Consider the following 17460-nt stretch of genomic DNA (forward strand, 5'->3'; position numbering starts at 1 on the left):
CCGTGTATCCCCTCAATAAATTGAAAGGGGATTACTGCCCCCTCGCGCTCCCCCGTTTTTCTAAGGCGTTTCGAGCTCGTGCTTAAATACGGCTTTACCGCTCACGTCGATCCACTTTGCCCACGCGCTGGCGTCGGGGTTGAACAATTTTGGCAGCGCCGGGCAGATGGTCCTGATGTGATAATCCACCACGGCGGTGCAGTAAACGCCGTCGTCGTAGAGCTTCACGTCTTTCTCCGGGTCGAAGTTGCAGTCGTAGTCCCTCTCTTTATGGGGCTTGTCCGTCATCGAGAGCTGCCCTTCTTTCGGCTCCGGGGCGGGACCCTGCGCGACGCCTTCCTGTTTGCTTTGCTCCATCTGCTTCTTAGCCTCTTCGGCCTGCTTCCTGGCCTCGTCGAGCTGCTTCTTTACATCGAGCATGGCGCAGATGTCCTTCCCGGAGACGTCCCTGCACGGCGAGCCTCTCTGAGAAGCCCACCACTGGCCCTCCTTCACCAGGTCGAGCCGCAGCGTGAAGCCCTTTTGCAGCAGTTCCAGGTCTTTTTGAGGGATGCGTAGATCGACCGTCTTGCTCTCCCTCTGGTTCAGATCACCCACGGGGGTCCGCGCGCCGTCCCAGACGAGGACTTTGTTCTGGTCCACCACGTGGTAGCTAAGGTTCACCCCCTTCAAGTTCGGGCCGACAGGCAACAAGGTGACGGCGACGGGCAGCTCCGCCCCGTCTTTTGTCTCTTTCGCGCCGGCCAGGTCGGGAGAATAAGCCACGCCGAAGCCTTCCTGGACGGAAGGGATACGTGAGTTACCGGGAAACGGCTGGACGACGGCCGCAGCGTTCGCCCAGTTCTCCCTTCCCGTGGGAAGGGTTCCCGAGATCACCTCGTCGGCCCGCTGCCTGGCCAGCGCCGCGTCGTGGTAGACCGCGTAGGTCCGCGCGGCTTCCCTGGCCGCGGAAGCGGCGACGTTCTGGGCCACAAGCGCCTGAAGAATCTGAATTGAGGCGAGAATAAAGAAGAGCGCGAAAGGCGAGATGAGGAGCCACTCGACGGTAGTCATGCCCGACTCGTCTCTCAGTCTCTTGAGCACGCCGGTTCACCCCCTTTCGTTCAAGTTCTCAAAAAAGAAAAGCCTCCTTCACGGAGGCTTCCTTCTTATTACTGCGGAAACTGCGGCATGATGTACTTGTTCCACCAGTTGGTGATCGGGTCCTTCGCCAGGAAGTAGGTCCCCATTAAAATGATCGTGCCGACCCCTAAAATCAGGAGAGCCTCGACGACCCCCATCCCCCCTCTCTCGTTTCTCAGGGGGATCCTCAGAACCTCGAGGCGCGCCCAGGCCCGCAGCGCGATTTCGTTGACCTTGCCGAGCATGCCGGTTCACCTCCTTTCCTTAAGGTGCGGCGGGAGCCACCGCTTCCCCGGTTCCGGTCGCGCCCACCCCCTTGTCCGCGTCGTTCAGTCCCCATAGCTTCGCTAAGGGCCCCGCCAGGAGAAGCTTGAGCCTGGAGCTGAGCGATACCCGGTACTTGTTGTTTGTGTCGCCCTCGATTCGACCCGCGAAGCTGTCGTTTGCCGGTACGGGAGAAACGTCGAACTCCAGCAGGCCCGCCTTTTCCTGGGCCTTCAGTATTCCGGAGATGTTGCGCCGCACGGCGTCCCTCGCGGCTGTCTCCGCCAGGACGGGGTCTTTGATCACGGCGTCGTAACCCGCGATCTTCGCGTTGAGCGCAATCAGGTTCCCCTGGGAGTCATAGACCGCTTCGTAGACGTAGCGGGGCTCCAGCACCGCGGTCTGCGCCGCGGCCAGCGCCCCGGCGTCCGCCGCCGTCCTGAGCTGTCCCCTGACCAGGTGTATCCTGGCTAAATCAAAAAACATCAGCATCGCGAGCATCGCCAGGGGGATCATTAATAAGGAGATGGTGGTCGGGACCATGCCCCTCTCGTCGTGGAGCATCCGATCAGCCTCCTCTCATAGAGCGCACCAGGCCCACGGCCAGGGGCCCCAGGAGCAGTATCGCGGCCGCAGGGAGCACGGTGAGGACCACGGGAATGATGGTCTTGATCTCCATCTTCCTGGATATCTCCTCGATCTTCATTTCCCGGGCGCGCCTGATCTCCCTGGCCTGGGCCAGCAGCGCCTCGGGTAAGTTCTCCGACCCGTGCCTCAGTGCGTTGATGACCGCGGCCGCGAAGTCCCGCGCGGCGTCGGTCCCCACCCTGTCGGCGAACCGCCTGAGCGGCTCTTCCTTCAGGGTGCCGCCCAGTTCTTCGACGAGAATCTTCAGTTCCGCCCCCAGGGGCCCCGGGATTTCGGACTGCTTCTCTAAAACCTTGAGGGGCAAGACCGAAGCCGCCACGTAGACCGCCGTCTTTTCGACGAAAATTAAGAAGTCCCGCTCCAGCTGCTTCTGCATCTCGGAGGCCTTCCTGGAAAGGAGAAACCTGGGCAGGGCGAAGGCCACCAGGGGTATCGGGAGCGCGAGGAGGAACGCCTGGGGCCTAATCGAAACGAGCGCCGCGGCGGCCAGCGCCCCGGCGGCGCCGCACCCGAACCAGATCCCGGAGAACTCCTGGGAGGAAAGCCTCCACCCCGCCCGGCGCAGGTCGCGCGCGAGGGAGGGACCCGTCAGGGCGGGGCGCAGAAAGGAGACCCGCTCCAGCAGCCGGCCGAAGCTCTCCGCGAGAGAGGAAGGGGAGCGGGTCGCGACCATTTCGGAAACCGGGTTGCGCCCGATCAAGAAAGCGGTTCCCAGAAAGAGGCAGAAGAAGCAGAGCGCGGAGAAGACGCTGAGCAGGACGAACAAAATCAACACCCCCTAAACTGCCGCGAGCGTCCGCGCCAGGGCCGCGAAGTAACCGATCAGCACGAACACGGCCCCGGGCTGCTGGTAGAGCTTGAGCCCCAGCAAAGAGGCCGCCAGGAACTCGGCGAGCGTCGCCAGCACGGAGCCCTCCTCGCGCCCCAGGCAGGAGCAGAACGCGGCTCTTAAAAGAAACCGCACCGCGAGCAGGGAGAGCGCCATCAAGACGGCTCCCCACAAAAAGTCGGGGAGCCGCTCAAAGAAGGAAAGCGCATAATTCTCGGCGGAGAGAAACTCGCCCCACACTTCAAAGCACCTCCTCCGCCCCTTTTAGCAGCTTCCGCACGATGACGTGGCCGACGACTACAAGCGCGACCGCCAGGAGTATTGGCAACCTCCCTGAAGGGGAAGAGAATGCCGCGCGGTACTCGGGCATCGCGAGGGCCATGAGGCCCGCCAGGCCGAAGGGGAACACGCTCCCGATGGTGAAGCCCAGCCTTATGTCGGCGGTGGCGGCTGACACCTTGCGCCGCAGCATCGCCCGCTCCTTCAAAAACTCCACCGTGCTCTCCAGGAGCTTTATCCCCGCGGGGCCGCCCACGTCGGTCACCAACGATAACCCCTCGGCCAGGACCCTGACCTCTTCCAGGCCCACCCTCTCGGCCATCTGCTGCGCGGCTTCCGAGATGGGCGTGTTGGACTTTGCTTTGTCGAGCACGAAGAGCACTTCGGACCGCATCGGCTCCGGCACGCTCTTCGCGCCGTACTCGAGCGCGTTCAGGACGTCCGGAGACGCCCGCAGCACCGAGCACATCCCCGCCACGCACCGGGCCAGGTGCTGCAGGAAGGCAGCCTTCCTCTTCTCCTGAAGCACGCGGCCGTAAAAGCGCGGGACGAAGACGAACGCGAGCGCGGCAAAAAGGACGGCGGCAGGAACGAACCGCGTCAGCCCGTAAACCACGGCCGCCGTGGTGAGCGCGGAGACCACCCCCACGGAGAGCAGGTCGTCGTCGCAGCGCCACAGCTCCCTGAGGAAGGAGCGCCGGGCGGCCTCTTTCCCTTTCTTTTGGAGGGCTACCATCTCCAGAATGGGGTTCCGTCTTTTCAGCAGCGCGACTCCGCAGAAGAAACTGAAGGCGGCCGCCGCCACGAAGAAGAAGATCAGCGGCACGTTACCACTCCCTTCTCTTTTTGGAGAAGACCTTCGGCTCCGCGACCTGCTCGATCCGCCCGCCCTTGTAGGCGAAGACGACCCTGGGGGCAGGCTTCAACCCGTCGGGGGTCTCCTGACGTAAAACTTCGGCGACCTGCACCACTCTGCGGGCGAACCGCCGCGGCTCCACCTCAACCTTTGCGCAGTGGACCACGACGTCGAGGGCCATCGCCGTCTTTTCCAGGCACGCGGCCCTCCCCTCCGACTTTCCCTCGTCGCTCATCATGAGCATTGTCGGGAACCGGTAGAGCGCGGCGTCAACGGCGCTGTCCGCGTGGAAGGTGGTCATGGCCGGATGGCCCACGAACATGGCCGAGGCCACGTAGTAGGCCTCCCTTCCCCTGCTCTCGCCCAGGATGATGAAGTCCGGCCGCAGGCGGAGGAGCATCTTCTTCACCATGTCCGCGAGCTCTATCCCCCCTCTGCCGTCAAGTCCCGGAGGCCTGGAGAGGAAGCGCCGCACGTTCCTGTGCTGGGGCTGCAGCTCCAGCGCGTCCTCGAAGCACACCAGGGAGGCGGTCGGGCCGTACGCTTCCGAAATGAAGGAGGTGAGCGCGTTCAGCAGGGTGGTCTTGCCCGAGCCCATGCCCCCGGTGATGACCACGTTGAGCTTCCTGCCGATCGCCTCCCTGAGAAAAGAGGCGACCTCCTCCGTCAGGGTATTGCTCTCCAAAAGGTCCCTCATCGTGAGGGGCTCCGGGAACCGCCTGATGGTCATGGTGGTCCCCAAAGGGGAGAGGGGAGGGATGACCACGTGGACGCGCGAGCCGTCCGGCAGGTGCGCGTCCTGCTCCGGGCAGGACTCGTCTATTCTCCGGCCGCAGGTCATGACGATCTTCTGCGCTATGGTCCGGAGGTGCTCCTCGTTCCTGAAGCGGACCGGCGCCTCTTCGAGGACGCCCCGCCGCTCCACGTAGACCTGGCTGTGGTCCGTCACCATGACCTCGGTAACGTCCCTGTCCTCGTCTCTCTCGGGAAAGATGTAGCGCTGGAGGGGGCCGTAGCCAAGGATGTCCTGGACGACGCTCTCGATGAGGTCGACGCGGGTTTCCGCTTCCAGGTGCGCCACGGTCCTCAGATAGCCCTCGTGCGCCCGCGGGTTTCTGAGGGCCGCCGGGTTTTCCCTCCGCACGCGCTCTAAAACCTTCAGGCGCAGGATCTCGACCGCGCCCGCGTCCTGCTCCGAGAAGAACTCCTGCCCGCTCAAGAGTTTCTGGATCAGCGATTCCTCGTTGTTCACCGCGCCAGCCTCCTCCCGAAGAGCCTGGGTAAAAACCCCCGGCGCCTCTCGACCTGGCGGAAAATCTCGTGCCCCAGGACGGCCCCGGTAAGCTGCCAGAGCGCCCTCCCGAAAGGCCCGTCGGGCTTCGCCAGGACGGGCGGCGGGCCTTCCCTGTTTAGAAGCGCCACCAGTTCCGGGTCGTGGGGGATCACCGGTCCGATGGAGGGTATCCCCCCCAGGGCTTCCGAGTACTTGCGAGGATCCAAAGTGACCGCCGCCGGGGAGTGCGGGCAGTTCAGCACCACCCTTAAGGCAGAGAGGTTGATCTGCAGCTTGGGGGCCTGGGAGACGATGTTCTGGCACTGCTTGACCACGGGCTTCTCGGGCGTCACAACCAGCAGGACGAGCGGAGACGTTTGCACGGCCACCAGCGCGGCGTTGTACCTGAGATCGGGAGGAAGGTCCACCACCACTAAATCGAAGTACTGGTCGAGTATCCCTAAAACCCGGAGCATGGTTTCCCCGGAAACCGTGGCGGCGAGGTTCCTGGGAGGGGGCAGGAAGTAGAGTTCCGTGAGGTCGGGGACGCGGGAGATGCTCCCCACGTTGACCAAGAGCCGCTCCACCGTGTCCCACCCGGGCAGCCCCTCGACCCTCTCCCACGCGGTAATGTCCACAGGAACGCTTTCGGGGACCCGGAGCCAGTCCCAAACCGACTGCTGCTGCGTGGGAGGAGACCCCTCAACCACGCAGACCTTGTAGTTCAAGCCCTTTCTTTTCGTCCACGAAGCGGCCACGGTCGCCAGGCCGCACGTTATCGCCGTCTTGCCCTTGCCCCCCGAGGGGCAGTAGACGGCGACCCTCTGGTGCTTCAAGGTCCGGAGGGCCACGGCCTTTGCGGCCTGATATTCCGCGTCGGCGTCCCTCATGACCTCGGGGTCTATGTTCTCCCTTCCCGTAAGGGAGCCTCGCGGAGAAGAAGAAGCGCGCTTCACGTCCTCGACCGCCGTCCTCCTGCCGATCAACCTCACCCCTAAAGCGGCGGCCCGCGCCCAGAGGTCCGCCGTGGGCCGGTCGCAGACCAGATAGAAGCGGCGGTCTCGGTAAAGCTCTGCCGCGTGGAAAGCGAACTCTTCGCCCTCGTAGGCCGGAAAGCCTACCACCACGTCTTCCGCGGTGGAGGATTTGAGCGCGCTCAAAGCGGTGGTGGTGTCGTGCGCGACCCCCACGACGGGAAGGCCGCTTTTCAGGAACCGGTCCGTGATCTCGCGGTCGCCAAAGACGAGATAGGCCACCTGATTACTCCTCCTTCCCCAGAGGAAGCAGCACGCAGGCTATCTCGGCGCCCGCAGCCCTGGCTTTGAGTATTCTGGAAGCCTGCTCGAGAGAGACCGCGAGGGTCACGGCGCTCCCCTGTCCGACGGGAGAATTCCCTGAAGGGACGGAGAGCACGGGAACGTTCACGGCGAGCTCCTCAAGGGAGCCGGGAGACAACGCCTTCTGGCCCTGCTGCACCACAGGCGAACCGCCTTTGTAGAGCGCGTAGACCGTCACCCTGTCGCCTGCCTTGATCGAGCCCCCTACGGTGGCGTCGGCGTTGGCCGGAACAGAGACCGCCACCGTGCCGGGGTAGGCGCTCAGCTTCCCGGCGGCGCCCGCCGCAAGAGGGGGCTTGAGGTACCCGGAGCAGACCGGGGTCCCGGCGGGCAGGGGCCGGTCCGTGGCCTTCCCCACCGCTCCGGAGGGATCTTTGAGAACGTCCCGCCCCACCGTCTTCGCGGAGACGGTCTCCGTCCGGACATCCCTCTCTGTAAGCACCACGTTCGCGTCAATATCCCTCGCGGCCACGACGATTTTTTCGGTCTTCAGGTAACCGTTCACCAGCGTCACGACTGCCACCGCAGCCGCGAACGCGAAGAGCGCCGCGGCGACGAAAAACGTCCTGTGCTTCACCGGACTTCAGCCCCCTTTTGCAAAATCAACGGAACCAGGTCCCCGACCGCCTGCGCCAATAACGTGCTGCCGGGAGAGCCCACCGCGGGAGCAAATCTGGCGCCCGCCGCCCGGCAGCCTTCGGAATCCTCGGGGAGCACTATCGAGGGCTTCGCCCCCAGCGCGTCCTCCACCACTTCCGGCCACACGTTCACGTCCGCCGGCTGCACCCTGGAGGCAACGACGACCGCTCCGCGCGGGAGCCTGTCTTTGCTCGCCTGGAGGGAGCGCAGGTCGCTCCCGACGACGAAGATCACCCTGGCGAAATCGCCCCAGGGGGCGAGGTCGAGAGGCGCGTCGACCACGACGCGCTTCCCCTGGGAGGAAAGCACACCTAAGAGCACGAAGGCGTCGAGCGGGGAGGCGCCATCGGGGACGTAGAGCTCGCCGTGCTTCGAGCGGCCCCGCTTCCACCGCTCGAGCCCTTCCTCCTTAACCGCGAAGAGTTGCGGCCGCTCCAGGTGCAGGGCAAGCTCCGGGGAGGGGTCCAAATCCACCGCCGCGACGTTCTCTTCCAGGGAAGCGAAGTGTGCGGCCAGGGAGGCGGCGAGCGTGGTGCGGCCGATCCCCGTTCCCGCGCCGGTGACGACGATGATCCTGTCTTTGAACGGAGATAAAGCGCTCCAGTCGGCCGGGGCCTCGGTCTGCGAGACTTTCCCCAAAAACTCCAAGGGTTCTGCCTTCTTTTCGGCCGGTTCCGGAAGGTCTGGCAGGTTCGGCGTTTCCGGGGCGAAGAGGGCGGGCTCCTCTTCCTTTCCCGGCGCGAAGACGACCGGCTCGGGGCGGAGGTCTTTCTCGATCGCCTCTTCGAGCTTTTTCAGTACCTCGGAGGGGCGCACGCCCACCCCGTTGGCCCAGACGACGCATTCTCCGGGGACCCCTAAGAGTTTTAATCTGCGCTCCAGCTCCGCGTCCGGGGCCGCGACGACCAGACACACGGGGCAGCTCCCCCTGGAGAGGAGCTCTTCCACCACGCGCGCGGGGTCGTCCACCCCGCCGGCGGGGGACCGTCCCACCACTACCGCGGCGTCCGGATCCCACTCGTCGGAGAGCTCGAACCGCGCCCCCTCCACGCGGGCGGCGAACCACCGCTCCGCGGGCGGGTTCTTTAAATAAAACAGCACTTTTCTACCCGCAAGCAATCCTGATCCACTCCTCTCTCTTCTCCTCCAGCACCGAGAACATCGCGGGATACCCGAAGACAAACCCCTGGATCCCCACGGGAACGGAGAGCGCCTTGAAAAAGGCGAGGTCCTCCCTGGTCTCGATACCCTCCACCACCACGTCGATTCCCAGCCGCCAGATCTCCTTTATCTGCGCGACCAGGAACCGGCCCCGGTCCTCGTCCTCGGAAACCCCGTGACACAGGGACCGGTCGAACTTCACAGCGTGGGGCCTTATCTCCCCGAAGAGGAGATCCTGGTTGGACCTCCCACTGCCGAAGTCGTCGAGGGCGATCCCGAAACCGTTGTAGATCCACCGCTCCGCGGCTGCGATAAACTCCTCTTTGTCCATCAGGGACCGCTCGGAAAGCTCCACCACCACGCGGGAGGGAGGCATCCCGGCGTCGGCGAGCCTCTTGAGCGCCTTTGGAAGGAACGCGGGACTGGAGAAGTCGTCCCAGGTGAGGTTCCACCATAGTCTCGAATTCGTTGCAACCACATCCCGGGCGGCCCTTTCCAGGATGGCGGCCTCCAGCAGCGCCAGGGTCCCCTGTTTCCGGGCCTCGTCTATCGCCTCTAAAGGGTTCCTGTGCTCCCGGTGTCTTAAAAGCGCCTCGTAACCCATTAAATTGAGGGTCTTAGCCTGCACTATGGGTTGGTACTCCAGGTTGAACAAGCGCGTCATCTCCTTTCAAGAAAACGGAAATCTCCTGGAGTTTTTCGAGAAGCGGCGACCGCTTGAACTTCAGGTGCGTGAGGGGCTGGCACTCCCCGAACATCTTCTCCACGAGGGGGTCGAAGGGCAGCTCGAAAGAAAGCGGTATTCCGACCCTCTCCGCTACTTCCGTAGGCTTGAGGAAGGGCTTCATCTCTTTCCTATTGACCACGAGCAAGGTCCTTTCGGTAATCCCAAGCTCCCGCATCGTACCGACGGCGAAGTTTCGCACGGCCGCCACGGACCTGTTGGTGCAGTCGGAGACCAGAAGGATCCTGTCCGCCACCCGCAGGGCGGCCTCCATGCAGGGTAATAAATTGAGCCTCCCGGGGCAGTCCACCACGACATCACAGCGGGCCAGGAGGCCGCGGAAGCCCGAAAGGGCGTCCTGGAGGGAAACGTCTTCCGAAACGACCGGTACAAAGTCGAAGCCCCACCGCGTCGGCACCGGAGCGGACAGGTCTCCCCTCGCGTCGACCCGCCCCGTGACGAGCTCCGTTAAAGTGGGCTTCCCGGAGTCGAGGTCCACGAGGCAGACCTTCTTCTCTTTGGAGAGAAGCGAGGCGAGGTTGAGCGCGACGGTCGTCTTGCCCACGGCGGTCGAGGAGGAGTAGACCACGACGCAGAAGTTGCTCCGCCCGGCGTCGACCAGCGTCGTCGCCTTCCCGGGATCGATCACGGGGAGGCCGGTCCGCGCCGCATCCCGCCACGCCAGGGGCCCCGTTCCCACGATGTAGCCCTTCGCCCCCGGAGGGAGGAGGGACCGGTCCGCGCACCCCGGGGCGAACAGGACCGCCACGGCGGTCGCGGGAGGCACACTAACCTGGGAAATTCCCGGAAGCGACACGCCCACGGCCACGACGAGTGGCCCCTGGAGGGCTTTCGTGGTTGTCCGGGTCGGCTGAACCCGCTCTTTGTAGGCGGGCTTTTCTTTCTGGAACCTCCGCAGCAGGCCTTGAAGCCAGCTCGCCCGACTCTCGGAAGAGAAAGAAACTTTGCCCGGGTCTCCCGTGGCCGCCGCGCCTACTTCGAGGTCCGCGAACGTCCTGGGGTTCTCGATGAAGGAAACCAGGTCGTCCACGCGAACCTCGTCGACCCTGTGAACGTCGTAGATCCCCAGTTTCGCTATCTCCTGGACTAAAAGATCGTCCGCGGAAGAAGAAAGCACGACCACGACCCGGCTCATAGGGCAGGCCTTCCTGAGTTCCTTAAGGTTTTTGACCAGGGCCGCCCCATAGTCTATCCTCCCTTCGACCATGCCCGACGCGAGCGCGGAGCCCAGGACAAGGAAAATATCGGGAGGAGGAGACAGCTTTCTGGACGTGGCGACCGCCGCCTCCAGGGTCCGGTCCGAGCCGGCTATCTCGTATGCGGGGGAAAGGTGCTCGGAGAGTTTCTCTGTATAACTCCCGAAAATTACGTAAAGACGGGTTCCGGACATTCGTTATTCCCCTTCCTACAACGCCGCCAGCGCCTTGGCGCTGAAACGCTTGTATGTCTCTTTTTTAACCCACCAGCCGCGCCAGGCGCGGTCGCCGTTCACCGTGAGCACGACGATCTTCCCGTCGGGGAAGCGTCTTATCACGAGGTAGAGATCGTTCCAGCAGACCTCCTCCGCGCCTCCCGCGCACTTCCGGACGAACCTGCCTTTCAGTACCGCCCTGGCCAGCAGCCGCTCCGCCGCTTCGCGGGTGCGCGGCACTTCGGAGGGAAAGCGGAAGCCTCCGTTGAGAAGGCGGTCGACCGCGTGGGCCGTGACGGAAACCTTTTCTTCCGCCTTTTCTTCCGGACGAACGAGCGCGCGGAGATCCTCTAATGTTTTCCGGTCGAGAAGCTCGGCAAGTTTCGGCACCGATACACACCTCCTAATGCATTTTTATAGCTGCCTCAATCGCAGCCAGCAGATCTTTAACCTTGCCGCGGTAGCAAAAGAGCAGGATTTTCATAAAAAACACCTCCTAAAAAAACAAAAGGCGCACGCGCGTGCGCCCTGAATATCTGGTGACAACCCGGAAAACTTAGGCGGTTTCTTCCAAACCCGGAGGCTTCGGATGCTTCGCCGCGAACCTTCTCGCGGCGAGAATGTGCTTGCAATATCCCAACTTCTTCCCCCTGGCCTGAAAGTCGGGACAATCGCAGGTGTTTTTAGACAGATCCACGGTATACGCTTTGAACGGATCCGACTGGGAAGGAACGGCGTACAAATCGGCTCCCAGGTGGCGGACGAGCGGGGCCAGTTTTTGGGCCTTCTCCCCTCTTCCGCAGCTTAACAGGGCGCCCCGGCGGGCCCTCTGGGAAAGCGCGTCGGCCTCGGCGTTTTTCTCCCTGGGGATCCACCTGAAGGCGACTTCCCTGAAGCGCACGGCCAACTCTAAAGCCTGCCGGTGCAGGGGAACCAGGTTTAAAGCCTTGACCCTGTATTTCCCGGCGAACTGGCGTACCAGCAACTCGCTGTCCGAATAGACGACAACTCTCCTCTTCGCGTAGCCGTTGGCCAGAAGCCAGCTCAAAACAGAAACAACTGCGCTGTATTCAGCGACGTTGTTGGTCGCGCCTTCTCCCACGCAGGCGACAGAGCAGAACTCGCAAACCTTTTCTTCGCCGTCGTAGACCGTCCATCCGAACGCGGCGACGCCGCCCGGATTGGGCCCGCAAGAGCCGTCGCAATAAACGCTAAGGTGCTGCAACTGCGTCACCTCCCGCTTTGGGTTCACAAACCAGCCTGGCAGGAAGTTTAAGCATCTCGCCCACAGACAACACGAAAGCCGCGTCGCCCGGCGTCAAGCTCTTCTTCCCCTCTTTTAAGAACGCCAGCACGTCTGCGATCGGGTAAACCGCAAGCGTGTTGCTCTTCCAGAACCAGACCAACAGGAAGCTCTTTCCGCCGGCTTTGACGAACCGCAGGAGCGCGTCCTTCTCTTTCTGGGGAAGGCGTGTTTCCGAAAGCGGGAACCGCGGTGCTCCGCACTCCTTGCACTCCAGGGCTACAGGGACGCCGCGAATCACCCCCACAAAGTCGACCGGCGCGCCTCTGGAGGGAAACGCGCCTGCTTTGCCGCCGCGCAGCGGGATCCACTTGTTGTTCTGCCGGTGCATCGCCGATTTGGGATCAGCACTGAAGATTGTTTCAACCAAGTCTTCTAAAGCACAACCCCGGTTGGCTGTAGCTGGAAGCATTGGAGAATGCGCCTCCTTTAGCTGGGCACTACAACTTACCGCAGGACTTTTATGTCCCGCCCCTGCGCGGAGGTCTCAGAAACAAAGCTCCTGAGCTGAGCATTGCAACCGGCAGAATCGGCTTGATATGACGCTTTCCCGATCGATTCTGCCGCCGGTTTTTCGAAAAAGGCTTTCTTGTCGCAAAACGGGATTTTCTTTCGAGAAACGCACGCGCGTGCGCAGGGTCGGCGCCTGTTACGCTCCGCAAACAGAACGCTGCGCTGAAGCCTGCCGGTCCCACATGACCGCCACCATCCGGCGCGCCCGGCCGCCGAACCAGACGGTCTTAAGGCGGGAGTCAGCGTCGGAGAGCAAGAGGCCGTTCTTTTTCAGAGAGAGAAGCAGGTGTTCGTAGTCCACGCCGGCGGACCCGGCGAACTTCTTGACGATTTCGGGCTTCAGCGCCAGGTAGGAGTCTTTGCCGTCGACCAGCTTGCCCCAGGGACCGGCCTCGGAGATCTTGTCCATGTTGTCGGCGACAAAAGCCATAAGCTCGTCGTATAGGGCGCAGTCTGCTTCTACGACAGGAAGCGCGTCCCAGTTTGTTTTCAAGAGGTCGCCCCAGTACCGGGAGAAAGCCTTGTCGTCCAACACCAGCGCACCCATCTCCGCAACTGCGGCGACCACTTTCCTGACCGGAGAAGACGCGGGGACCATTGTGGTGCGCCACTCCTTGACCTTCAGCGTCAGAGTAATGTATGTCTTCCTCCTGTCGGGGTCCAGCCGCTTCCTGGAGACGTAGAAGGGGGACGTGCACACGCGGCGCTTCGGAGCGCCCTCCGCATCGGTCTGGTACACTCCGTCGGGGGCAAGCAGCCACCCGGGCGGGACGAATACCAGCTCATCCGGGGCGTCCGGCAACTGTTCCCTGACAGGAGCCAGCGGGAGCTTCGACCGCTTTTCCTCCAGCCTGGCCCGGGCTGCGCGAACCAGCTTGTCCAGATTTTTGATCTCTTCCATCTCGATCTGGTTCAGAATCAGGTGAGCGTCGAGTTGCACCTTGAACAGGTCGTAGTCTTTTTCATCCAGTTCGGCCAGCTTGTCGACGACTTCCGGCGTGAAGACTTCGGCAAACTCTTTGCCCTGCGCGACGAACTTGAAAATATCGTTGAAGAAGTCCAAGGCAAAACACCTCCCGCAATGAATGAAAAATGCCGCTCAAGCCTTGATGCGGCAGGCTTTGGCGGCATTACGGTCCATTACGGCAAACGCAATGCTTCTTTTTTTGTCAACCGTTTTTCGTCTTCATCGGTTCTGGTAAGGCAAAAAGAAGCTCTAATTGACAGTTTTCGGAGGCCGCTTGCCCTTCTTTGAGAAGAAGGGCCGACTGTCGGGCTATTTCCTGAAGCAACCTTTCCAATCGAGGTTTGACCTGAAGGTAGCGGCGGTACTCGAATCCGCTTTCCGCCTGAATCCTCCTCCTGAAAATCAAAAAGGCGCACGCGCGTGCGCCAGGAGTATACAACTGTTGCTCAGTCCTCTTCCGAAGAAGGAAAGAACGACAACCGTTCTTCCTCACAGACCGCCCGGATTCCCGGAAAAACTTCGACCGAAGGCGAACCCGCAAACATGGTCGGCACCTCCCGGTCAAAAAAGTAAAGTCTGGTGAAAGCGCCCGTCTCGAAGCTCCGGTGGTTGTCCCTTTTGACAAGAAGGGTGTAAAGCGCGAACGCTGGCGTGCCCATCTTACGGGAACGCCTCTAGAGCCCGAGGGCGAAGACCGCCGCCACACGGTCCCTGAAGAGCTCCGGTCTGATGAAAAGGACGTACCCGCCGAAAGGCCGCCGCGCGTCAACGTAGTGAACAAACTCCTCCAGCGTGAAAGAAACGCCGCGGAACTCAAACGGCTTGCCGGTAAGCGTCAACAGAGGAACCCCGCTTTCCCGGGCGTACCCGAGCAGGGAATTTTCGATCGCGGGGAGAACTCGTTCGGTTAGAGCAAGGTCTTCTGTAAAGAAGAGTACCCTGTGAATAGCCCTTTTCTAATCGATCAGGAGGTCGCCGATCTTAACAGACTTCCGGTTCAGGAAAACCACCCCCAAGAAGGTGATGGTGCTTTGCTTGAAAAGCTTGCGGCAAAACTGATGGGACTTTCGTTGATATTTCGGCAGCAGGGATTATGAAATTCCAACCAGCAGGATATTGATCCCTAAAAGTAAATTCGGACTTGACTTTTGGCAATTACACGCTATAAACTACTATAGACAATAGAGCCCACCACGCCTCGGGACACTCTGTGAGCTGGTTCGTAGAGTGTCAATGCGGACCACGGTGGGCCATTCGTGTTTTTATGTTCCGTTGATTAGCTATCTACCGGGAAATCAAAACAACCGTCCCTACCCGCACGACAGTCTGATATTGTAGAGAGCATCGCTCAGTTCTTTTATTAGGGCAATTTCCTGCCAGGAGTCGTAGTTCGGGTCTTTTTCGATCTTCTCCGCAAAATCTGCGGCGCACTTCCTGATCATTTCGCACAGGGACTTCAGGACTTCCGTCTTAATATCCAACGTTAACACCTCTTTTTTGTTTTTTCGCGCCTGCCCCGCCTTTTTCGTGTTAGTGCTGCAATCCTCACGGGAAGCTCCAGAGCGAAGTCCAGGGAAATAACGGCGTCCGCGTCGTCATATTTAACACTCTTCTTGTGCTCCAGGGCTCGAAGGAAGGTTTCCAGTTTGAACACCGCCAGGGCGTTCTCCCTCCAGAAGGCCGCTACTATGAAGCTCCTCCCTCCGGCCCGTTCAAACTCCACCAGCGCCACCTTCTCCTTTTCGGGAAAGCGGCTTTCCGTCAGGGGGAGCCTGGGAGAACTTGTCTCTTTGCACTCTATCGCCACGGGGACGCCCTCAATGCAACCCACGAAGTCCACGGGGGCACCCCTGGACGGGAACGCGCCCCCTTTGCCGGAGCGCAGGGGAACCCACCTGTTGTTCTGGCGGAACACCTTCGAGTTCGGATTGGCCTCAAAGACCGCCTCAACCAGGTCTTCGAGGGCACAACCCCTGTTGGCGTAAACGGAGAGCACAAGAGAACACCTCCTCAAAAGAAAAGCCCCGGTTGAGACTCGTCCAGGGTTGCCTGCTCTCCGGGAAGGAGGAGGGCCGACTGCCGGGCCACTTCCCGGAGAAGCCCTTCCAGACGCGGCTTCAACCGGAGGTACTGGCGGTACTCGAACCCGCTCTCCGCCCGGATCTTTCTCAGCACGTCGCCGAATATCCTCGTGGGAACGGTGCGCTGGATCATGTCTTCCAGCCGCCGGAAGGCGTGGTCGGGGAGACCGTCTTTCCTGGCCCGAAAGAGGACGGCCGTGAATTCTTTGACCTCGGTCCTGAACTGCTGGTTGGCCTCGACGACCGCCCGGGCGGCTTCCGTCCTCAAGGCTTTGTGCCGCGCCAGAAACTCGAGCATCTTCACGCCGAAAAGACCGGTCGCGCGTCTCAGCCACTCCTCGTCCGCAAAGCTTCTGGCGGCGAGAAGCCTCACCTCGCCGCGTTTAACGTAGCTCTTGTCCTGCATTTTATCCCGTGCGTAGGCCATTGCTACAGGAAGATAGATTGTCAGCCACTTCTCTTTTTTGAAATGCGAAGGATTGTCGGCGATGTAAAGGCGGAGAAGGCCCGGCCTCGTCTTGCCCGTCCTGCCGGTGTGGTCGTTGATCCACGCGACAAACTGCTGGCTTCCCAGGAGGCCGGGGAAGTCGTTTTTGTTGAGTATCTGATTGTAGTACGTCCGGGCGTACGTTTCGGCAATGAATATCTCCGCCGCCGCCGACAGCTCTTCCATCGAGTGGGCGATTATTTCGCTATAAAGATCCCGGTCAATTAACTCCAGCAGCTTCAACCCCGATCACCTCCGCGTCGAGCATTCCGCCTTCAGCGAGTTCGCGCAGTTCCCGCGCGGCCTCCTCAAGGTGCTCCACCAGCAGGTGAAGCCTGTCGGTTAAGTCTTTGTTGCGGCGGAACGAGGGCTTGAAATCGATCTTGACCCTGGCCACGGCTTCCCCAATCGTCTTCGCGGCCATCGTGACGGACGAGCGGAACCTGGTTTCGTCGGTGATACTGTGCCCCTTGATACGGGCGTTCGCTTCCAGGTAGTTGTTGAGCGTCCGGTGGGTTTCTTCGAGTTTGGTTTTGAGTTCAGAGCGTTCCTTCTTCAGGGAAGCGAGCTGCTCCTTGAGGCTCTTCAGCTCGGCTTCGACCGAAGGATCGGTCTGGTAGACGACCTTCTCGACGACCCTCTCCACGGGGTTCTGTTTAAGTTCCCTGAGCTTCGCCCGCAGATGCTCGGACTCTTCTTTCGCCTCCCGGAGTCTTTTCTGCAAGCCAGAGAGGGCCTCTTGCAGTTTTTCCTCGTACTGCCGGCCTAACTTTTCGGCGACTTCCTCTTCCACCGAAGAGAGGGAATCCTGGAGATCCGCGAGTTGTCTGGAGAGGGACTCCTTCTCTTCCTCCAGTTCAACCAGGCGGCCCTGGAGGGATTCTTTCTCCTTCCTGAAAGCGTCCAGCTTCCTGCGGAGCTCCTGGGCCTCCTTTACGGAGAGACCGGCTACGCCCGCTTCGTCCAGGGAAGCAAGCAGTTCTTTTTGCTCATCAGGCGGCAGGAAAGCCAGGGAATAGGCCGCGGTCTGGGAGAGTTTGCCCTGGGAAACGAGCTGCTGGAGCTCAGGAATAAGGTCGTTGAGTTTGAGGAGCTTTTTCAGGTTAGCCACATCCTCCCCAACTTCTCTGGCAACATCATCCAGTGTTTTCAAAGGAGAATTTTTCTCCTTTGATCGCCTGTCTCCACCCTGTTGTATCCCCCAGTACCGCTTCAGGAATTCAGCCCGCTTCGCTTTTTTGATGGGGTCATTGCACGTCCGCCGCTCATCATTGTCCGCGATCAGCAGGTACTCCAGGTACTCCGGGTCGCCGTCCACGATGACCACGGGCACCTTCTTCAGTCCGAGCTCTTTCGCTATTTCCAGCCGCACGTGTCCAGCGATCACCGTGTAATCCGGGGTTACCTTCAGCGGGTCGCGGATGCCCTCCGCCGCGATGCTGCGCTTCAGCGCCTCCTTCTCCTCCGGAGTAGGGGGAGAAAAGTACTCTCCGTTCTTCGGGTGGATTTTAAGAAAAGAAACAGAAATCTCGTTCACGATAAAAA

At 61.3% G+C, this 17460-nt stretch carries 22 protein-coding genes; all 22 read right to left on the reverse strand.

Annotated features, from left to right (window positions below; genetic code table 11):
• Window positions 1–60: 60 nt before the first annotated feature.
• The 22 genes from EDD75_RS01925 to EDD75_RS02015 all read right to left on the reverse strand — a co-directional run bounded on the left by EDD75_RS01925 (window position 61) and on the right by EDD75_RS02015 (window position 17452).
• Entirely contained in the window at window positions 61–1083 is a 1023-nt protein-coding gene (locus EDD75_RS01925) for a TadE/TadG family type IV pilus assembly protein (RefSeq protein ID WP_123927244.1), read from the reverse strand.
• Window positions 1084–1151: 68 nt separating this feature from the next.
• Window positions 1152–1367 carry a hypothetical protein gene (locus EDD75_RS01930; RefSeq protein ID WP_123927247.1) on the reverse strand — a complete coding sequence of 72 codons (216 nt, stop codon included), beginning with the start codon at window positions 1365–1367 and terminating at the stop codon, window positions 1152–1154.
• 19 nt (window positions 1368–1386) lie between these two features.
• A complete protein-coding gene (locus EDD75_RS01935) occupies window positions 1387–1950 on the reverse strand; it encodes a pilus assembly protein TadG-related protein (RefSeq protein WP_123927249.1) in 564 nt (187 codons plus the stop codon).
• Between the two features lie 4 nt (window positions 1951–1954).
• Window positions 1955–2800, reverse strand: coding sequence for a type II secretion system F family protein (locus tag EDD75_RS01940; protein WP_123927252.1), 846 nt, complete (start codon window positions 2798–2800; stop codon window positions 1955–1957).
• A 12-nt stretch (window positions 2801–2812) separates the two neighbouring features.
• The gene (locus tag EDD75_RS01945; RefSeq protein ID WP_123927255.1) at window positions 2813–3103 is read right to left on the reverse strand and encodes a hypothetical protein; all 291 of its coding nucleotides are present in this window, start codon (window positions 3101–3103) and stop codon (window positions 2813–2815) included.
• Window position 3104: 1 nt separating this feature from the next.
• Window positions 3105–3968: a type II secretion system F family protein gene (locus EDD75_RS01950; RefSeq protein ID WP_123927258.1), complete on the reverse strand. Its 864-nt coding sequence runs from the start codon at window positions 3966–3968 to the stop codon at window positions 3105–3107.
• 1 nt (window position 3969) lies between these two features.
• Window positions 3970–5250: a TadA family conjugal transfer-associated ATPase gene (locus EDD75_RS01955; RefSeq protein WP_123927261.1), complete on the reverse strand. Its 1281-nt coding sequence runs from the start codon at window positions 5248–5250 to the stop codon at window positions 3970–3972.
• A complete protein-coding gene (locus tag EDD75_RS01960; protein ID WP_123927264.1) occupies window positions 5247–6527 on the reverse strand; it encodes a CpaE/TadZ family protein in 1281 nt (426 codons plus the stop codon). The genes EDD75_RS01955 and EDD75_RS01960 overlap by 4 nt, the downstream gene beginning before the upstream one ends.
• A 4-nt stretch (window positions 6528–6531) precedes the next feature.
• A complete protein-coding gene (cpaB, locus tag EDD75_RS01965) occupies window positions 6532–7185 on the reverse strand; it encodes a Flp pilus assembly protein CpaB (RefSeq protein WP_123927267.1) in 654 nt (217 codons plus the stop codon).
• Window positions 7182–8366, reverse strand: coding sequence for a nucleotide-binding protein (locus EDD75_RS01970; RefSeq protein WP_123927271.1), 1185 nt, complete (start codon window positions 8364–8366; stop codon window positions 7182–7184). The genes cpaB and EDD75_RS01970 overlap by 4 nt, the downstream gene beginning before the upstream one ends.
• Window positions 8353–9063, reverse strand: a complete 711-nt coding sequence (locus EDD75_RS01975; protein ID WP_170157665.1) for an EAL domain-containing protein — start codon at window positions 9061–9063, stop codon at window positions 8353–8355. The genes EDD75_RS01970 and EDD75_RS01975 overlap by 14 nt, the downstream gene beginning before the upstream one ends.
• Window positions 9026–10543 (reverse strand): CpaE/TadZ family protein, encoded by a 1518-nt coding sequence (locus tag EDD75_RS01980; RefSeq protein WP_123927277.1) that lies wholly within the window; start codon window positions 10541–10543, stop codon window positions 9026–9028. Before EDD75_RS01980 ends, EDD75_RS01975 begins: the two co-directional genes overlap by 38 nt.
• Before the next feature lie 15 nt (window positions 10544–10558).
• A complete protein-coding gene (locus tag EDD75_RS01985; RefSeq protein ID WP_123927280.1) occupies window positions 10559–10954 on the reverse strand; it encodes a hypothetical protein in 396 nt (131 codons plus the stop codon).
• 166 nt (window positions 10955–11120) lie between these two features.
• The gene (locus EDD75_RS01990; protein WP_123927282.1) at window positions 11121–11789 is read right to left on the reverse strand and encodes a reverse transcriptase-like protein; all 669 of its coding nucleotides are present in this window, start codon (window positions 11787–11789) and stop codon (window positions 11121–11123) included.
• On the reverse strand, window positions 11776–12279 hold the full coding sequence (locus tag EDD75_RS01995; RefSeq protein ID WP_123927284.1) for a Holliday junction resolvase RecU: 504 nt from the start codon (window positions 12277–12279) through the stop codon (window positions 11776–11778). The genes EDD75_RS01990 and EDD75_RS01995 overlap by 14 nt, the downstream gene beginning before the upstream one ends.
• Window positions 12280–12516: 237 nt before the next feature.
• Window positions 12517–13443, reverse strand: coding sequence for a hypothetical protein (locus tag EDD75_RS02000; RefSeq protein WP_123927287.1), 927 nt, complete (start codon window positions 13441–13443; stop codon window positions 12517–12519).
• A gap of 350 nt (window positions 13444–13793) precedes the next feature.
• The gene (locus EDD75_RS02005; protein ID WP_123927290.1) at window positions 13794–14006 is read right to left on the reverse strand and encodes a hypothetical protein; all 213 of its coding nucleotides are present in this window, start codon (window positions 14004–14006) and stop codon (window positions 13794–13796) included.
• Between the two features lie 15 nt (window positions 14007–14021).
• Window positions 14022–14186, reverse strand: a complete 165-nt coding sequence (locus EDD75_RS11125) for a hypothetical protein (protein WP_170157666.1) — start codon at window positions 14184–14186, stop codon at window positions 14022–14024.
• Between the two features lie 471 nt (window positions 14187–14657).
• Window positions 14658–14828: a hypothetical protein gene (locus tag EDD75_RS11130; RefSeq protein WP_170157667.1), complete on the reverse strand. Its 171-nt coding sequence runs from the start codon at window positions 14826–14828 to the stop codon at window positions 14658–14660.
• Window positions 14829–14830: 2 nt separating this feature from the next.
• Complete coding sequence (locus EDD75_RS11135; RefSeq protein WP_170157668.1) at window positions 14831–15343, reverse strand: Holliday junction resolvase RecU; 513 nt, start codon at window positions 15341–15343, stop codon at window positions 14831–14833.
• Between the two features lie 14 nt (window positions 15344–15357).
• Entirely contained in the window at window positions 15358–16158 is an 801-nt protein-coding gene (locus EDD75_RS11140; RefSeq protein ID WP_170157669.1) for a hypothetical protein, read from the reverse strand.
• Window positions 16136–17452 carry a ParB/RepB/Spo0J family partition protein gene (locus tag EDD75_RS02015; RefSeq protein WP_170157670.1) on the reverse strand — a complete coding sequence of 439 codons (1317 nt, stop codon included), beginning with the start codon at window positions 17450–17452 and terminating at the stop codon, window positions 16136–16138. The genes EDD75_RS11140 and EDD75_RS02015 overlap by 23 nt, the downstream gene beginning before the upstream one ends.
• Window positions 17453–17460: the final 8 nt, after the last annotated feature.

It is taken from the genome of Thermodesulfitimonas autotrophica, from assembly GCF_003815015.1.
GTDB lineage: Bacteria > Bacillota > Desulfotomaculia > Desulfotomaculales > Ammonificaceae > Thermodesulfitimonas > Thermodesulfitimonas autotrophica.